A 4620-nucleotide genomic window follows, 5' to 3' on the forward strand; every position below is an offset into this window, starting at 1 on the left:
AAGAGAACGACCGGGTGATGCGCGATCTTGCTGCGGTGGAGAAGAAATATGCCGAGCGCGGCAAGCTGGGTCCTGTCGCCCGGCTGATGCCGACGACGGCGGCCACGACGCTGCGCAAGAGTGCGAACGAAAGCTTCGTGCTCGACGGTCCCTTCGCCGAGACGAAGGAGCAGTTCCTCGGTTTTTTCGTCATCGAGGCGGAGACGCTCGATGAGGCGATCACCTTTGCCCGGGAGCTCGCCGTCGCCAATCCGGGAGCCGGCGCCTATGAAATCCGGCCGCTCCGTGTGTTCAAACCCGGTGGAGGAACACCTTGAGCGAACTTGCCTGGATCGACCTCGCGCTGACCTCGGCGCGCCCGCAGGCCATGGGAGCGCTGCTGCGCTATTTCCGCGACCTCGACATGGCGGAGGAGGCCTTCCAGGAGGCGTGCCTTCGCGCGCTGAAGACCTGGCCCGACAAGGGGCCGCCGCGCGATCCCGCCGCCTGGCTGATCTTCGTCGGGCGCAACAGCGGCATCGACCACGTGCGCAAGCGGGCGAAGCAGCAACCGCTGCCGCCGGAGGAGGTGCTCTCGGATCTCGGCGACGCGGAGGACGATATCGCCGACCGGCTGGATACGTCGCACTACCGTGACGACATCCTGCGCCTGCTTTTCGTCTGTTGCCATCCCGAGCTGCCGGCGACCCAGCAGATCGCACTGGCGCTGCGCATCGTGTCCGGCCTGACGGTCCGGCAGATCGCGCGGGCATTCCTCGTCTCGGAAGCAGCAATGGAGCAGCGCATCACCCGCGCCAAAGGCAAGGTGGGGGCCGCCGGCATCCCCTTCGAGACGCCGGACGCGACGGCCCGCGCCGAACGGCTCGGCATGGTCGCTGCGATGATCTATCTCGTCTTCAACGAGGGCTATTCGGCCGGCGCGCAGCAGAAGTCCGACACGCCCTTCTGCGACGAGGCGATCCGGCTGGCGCGGCTGCTGCTGAAGCTCTTCCCTTCCGAGCCTGAGATCATGGGACTGACGGCGCTGCTCCTCATCCAGCATTCGCGGCTTGCCGCCCGCTTCGACGCCGAAGGGCAGATCGTGCTGCTGGAGGACCAGGACCGCGCGCTCTGGAACCGGACGCTGATCGACGAGGCACTGGCCCTTGTCGACAAGGCGGTGCGGCACCGCGCGCCCGGCCCGTTCCAGATCCAGGCGGCCATCGCGGCGCTCCATGCCCGCGCTGCGCGGCCGGAGGAGACCGACTGGGCACAGATCGACCTGCTCTACCGGGCGCTGGAACGCATGCACCCGTCGCCGGTGGTGACGCTGAACCGCGCCGTCGCCGTGTGGAAGCTCGAGGGGGCGCAAGTCGCGCTCGACCTGGTGGAGCCGCTCGGCGAGCGGCTGTCGGGCTACTTCTATTTCCACGGCCTGCGCGGCGGGCTGCTGAAACAGCTCGGGCGATACCCCGAGGCGCATGAGGCCTACGACCGGGCGATCGCGCTTGCCACGACGCCGGCCGAGGCCAGCCATATCCGCCAGCACCTCGACAATCTCGCGCGCGACATGGCGGCGGGCGCCAGGTAGCTTCAGGCGGGCCGCCGGATCATCGCCCTTGAAACGAACCGAACGCGTCAATCCGGCAAGGAGAACGACCAGGGACCAGATCATCGAGATCGAGCCGCGCGACGGCGGCAAGTTCCGCACCGTGATGAAGGGCCCGACAATTTCGAGATGGACAGCACCGGCGTGCTGCTGAAGGCGGGCCGGCCCTCCGCCCCGCCGACATCTTCCGACCCGCCGCCTTGGCTGCGCGTTCGCAGCGTGGTATGACTTTATCATACCGGCACGGAAAGCGAGAACCATGGCAACGGCGCAAAAGCGAACATTCAGTCTGCCGCGTGAACAGTCCGACTTCATCGATGATCTGGTCGCGACGGGCACCTATGCCTCCGGCAGCGAGGTCGTGCGCGCCGGCCTGCGGGCACTTCAGGAGCGCAATGCGGTCGTTGATAGGTGGTTGACGGAGGAGGTCCTGCCCGTCGCTCTTGCGATGCGGGCGGACCCGTCGCGCGGGCTTTCGGCGTCCGATGTCTTCGATGACATCCGGCGGCATCACGAGAAAAGCGACGGGCGGTGACGGGTGCCTATCGCATTCGCTTCTCGCCGGAAGCACGCGACGACCTGCTGGCCCTCTACGACTACATCGCCGAAAAATCCGGCAGGGCGCGGGCGATTGCGTATATCGAGCGCATCGAGGCCTATTGCCTCGGCTTCGACCGGTTTCCGCAACGTGGCGTGAGCCGGGACGATCTTCTGCCGGGCCTGCGCATCGTCGGCTTCGAGCGGCGGGTGACGCTGGCATTTCATATCGACGATGACGTCGTGACCTTCGACCGCGTGCTTTATGGCGGGCGGCAGGTTTCGTTCGACGATGATGAGGCCTGAGAGAACCTGAACGCAGCGTTTCCCGTTCCGCCCTTTCCTGCGATGCCCGCGCATCCTATTTCAGCCGCAAACGCATGACCTTCTCACAGGAGCCACCCATGGAACTTGGCCTCTACACCTTCGCCGACGTCGATCCCAATGCCGCCGCCAAGGGGCGCGAGGCGGAGCGGCGGCTGAAGAACCTGCTGGAGGAGATCGTGCTTGCCGACGAGGTCGGCCTCGACGTCTTCGGGCTCGGCGAGCATCACCGGCCGGACTATGCGGCATCGGCACCGGCGGTCGTGCTCTCGGCGGCGGCGGCGTTGACGAAGCGGATCAGGCTTTCCAGCGCGGTGACGGTTCTCTCCTCGGACGATCCGGTGCGGGTCTTCCAGCAGTTCTCGACGGTCGATCTGATTTCCGGCGGACGCGCTGAAATCATGGCGGGCCGCGGCTCCTTCATCGAATCCTTCCCGCTCTTCGGCTATGCGCTCGACGACTACGACCAGCTCTTCTCGGAGAAGCTCGAGCTGCTGCTGGCGCTGAACGACAGCGAGAAGGTGTCGTGGAGCGGCACGATGCGGGCGCCGCTGCCCGGTCTCGGCGTCTATCCGCGTCCGGTCCATGGCCGGCTGCCGATCTGGATCGCCGTCGGCGGCACGCCGCAGTCGGTGGCGCGGGCCGGCGCCTATGGCCTGCCGCTGGCGCTCGCCATCATCGGCGGTGCGCCGTCGCGCTACGCGCCGCTCTTCGATCTCTACCGCGAGGCGGCGCGCCGGGCGGGGCGGGACGAGGCGACGCTCAGGACCAGCATCAACGTGCACGGCTTCATCGCCGACACGACCGCGGCTGCGGCCGACGCGTTCTACGGTCCACAGGCCGAGGTGATGAACCGCATCGGGCGCGAGCGCGGCTGGGGACCGACGAGCCGGGCGCAGTTCGACCAGTCCATCGGCCCGACCGGCCATCTCTTCCTCGGCGACCCGGAAACGGTAGCGCGGAAGATCGTCGCGCATCACCGGATCTTCCGCAACGACCGCTTCCTCCTGCAGATGGCGATCGGCCTGATGCCGCACGAGGCGATCCTGAGAGGTATCGAGCTCTACGGCACGAAGGTGGCGCCGCTCGTGAGGGAGATGCTCGCCGAGGACGCCGCAGCGGCGCAAGCCGTCGTGTCCTGAGCCGCTGTTGGCGCGCCTCCGGCGGTCGTGCTAGAAGCGGCGTCGAAAGCGAGACGAAATGACCCTCACCAATGACGAAGACCTGCGCGGCATGCAGGCGATCGGCCGCATCTGCGGCAACGTGCTCCAACAGATGGGATCGGCGATCCGGCCCGGCATGACGACGGCCGAGCTCGACCTGATCGGCCGTAAGCTGCTGGAGACGGCAGGCGCGCGATCGGCCCCCGAACATTGCTACGACTTTCCGGGCGCCACCTGCATCTCCGTCAACGAGGAGGTCGCACACGGCATTCCGGGCGATCGGGTCATCGCGGCGGGCGATCTGGTCAATATCGACGTTTCCGCGGAACTCGACGGCTATTTTGCCGATACCGGCGCCTCCTTCACCGTCAGCGCCGTGACGCCGCAGATCGAACGCCTCTGCCGCGACGGCAAGCGGGCGCTGTGGATCGGCCTCAAGGAGGTCAAGACGGGCAAACCGATCTCCGCCATCGGGAACGCAATCGGCACGTTCGCGAAGAAGAACCGCTACACGCTCGTCGCCAATCTCGCGAGCCACGGCGTCGGCCGCTCGCTGCACGAGGAGCCGGCGGAGATCGCCACCTGGCCGGATCCGCGCGAGAAGCGCGTGATGACGGACGGTCTCGTCTTCACCGTCGAACCGTTCCTGTCGCTCGGTGCCAACTGGGCGGAAAACGGCGACGACGACTGGACGCTCTACAGTGATCCGCGTGCGCCGACCGTGCAGTTCGAGCATACGGTGGTGGCGACCCGCAACGGGCCGCTCGTGCTGACGCTTCCCGGCTGACGGCAACGGCATCCATCAGCGAAACGAACGCTGCCATCAACAGAACTCGATTGTCGCACCGATGCTGCGGTGCGATAGCTTGGCCATGCTGCAGCGATCATCGACGTCGGGCCAGGCCCTTTCGACCGGTTTCGCCGGCGCCATCGCCATGGCAGCGGCCATGGGGCTCGGTCGCTTCTTCTATACGCCCGTCCTGCCGGCGATGATGGCGGACGGCCGCC

General features: G+C 67.0%; 8 protein-coding genes. All 8 read left to right on the forward strand.

Features of this window, described 5'->3' with window-relative positions; all coding sequences use genetic code 11:
- On the forward strand, positions 1-317 hold a 317-nt coding region (locus LXM94_RS24240; RefSeq protein ID WP_235774221.1), incomplete at its 5' end, for a YciI family protein.
- Positions 314-1570: an RNA polymerase sigma factor gene (locus LXM94_RS24245; RefSeq protein WP_235774223.1), complete on the forward strand. Its 1257-nt coding sequence runs from the start codon at positions 314-316 to the stop codon at positions 1568-1570. The genes LXM94_RS24240 and LXM94_RS24245, both read left to right, overlap by 4 nt.
- A gap of 28 nt (positions 1571-1598) precedes the next feature.
- Entirely contained in the window at positions 1599-1742 is a 144-nt protein-coding gene (locus LXM94_RS24250) for a hypothetical protein (RefSeq protein ID WP_235774225.1), read from the forward strand.
- A gap of 105 nt (positions 1743-1847) precedes the next feature.
- Positions 1848-2123, forward strand: coding sequence for a ribbon-helix-helix domain-containing protein (locus LXM94_RS24255; RefSeq protein ID WP_235774226.1), 276 nt, complete (start codon positions 1848-1850; stop codon positions 2121-2123).
- Positions 2120-2431: a type II toxin-antitoxin system RelE/ParE family toxin gene (locus LXM94_RS24260; RefSeq protein WP_235774228.1), complete on the forward strand. Its 312-nt coding sequence runs from the start codon at positions 2120-2122 to the stop codon at positions 2429-2431. The genes LXM94_RS24255 and LXM94_RS24260 overlap by 4 nt, the downstream gene beginning before the upstream one ends.
- Before the next feature lie 98 nt (positions 2432-2529).
- On the forward strand, positions 2530-3591 hold the full coding sequence (locus LXM94_RS24265; RefSeq protein ID WP_235774230.1) for an LLM class flavin-dependent oxidoreductase: 1062 nt from the start codon (positions 2530-2532) through the stop codon (positions 3589-3591).
- A 58-nt stretch (positions 3592-3649) separates the two neighbouring features.
- Entirely contained in the window at positions 3650-4399 is a 750-nt protein-coding gene (gene map, locus LXM94_RS24270) for a type I methionyl aminopeptidase (protein ID WP_235774232.1), read from the forward strand.
- Between the two features lie 148 nt (positions 4400-4547).
- A partial coding sequence (locus LXM94_RS24275) for a YbfB/YjiJ family MFS transporter (protein WP_268965236.1) occupies positions 4548-4620 on the forward strand: 73 nt, incomplete at its 3' end.

Origin of the sequence: Rhizobium alarense, from assembly GCF_021555155.1 — a bacterium.
GTDB lineage: Bacteria > Pseudomonadota > Alphaproteobacteria > Rhizobiales > Rhizobiaceae > Rhizobium_D > Rhizobium_D alarense.

Bases quoted from the DNA above. Each gene is read 5' to 3' on its own strand.
- LXM94_RS24255 (WP_235774226.1), top strand. From the start codon at position 1,848: ATGGCAACGGCGCAAAAGCGAACATTCAGTCTGCCGCGTGAACAGTCC.
- LXM94_RS24265 (WP_235774230.1), top strand. From the start codon at position 2,530: ATGGAACTTGGCCTCTACACCTTCGCCGACGTCGATCCCAATGCCGCC.
- map (WP_235774232.1), top strand. From the start codon at position 3,650: ATGACCCTCACCAATGACGAAGACCTGCGCGGCATGCAGGCGATCGGC.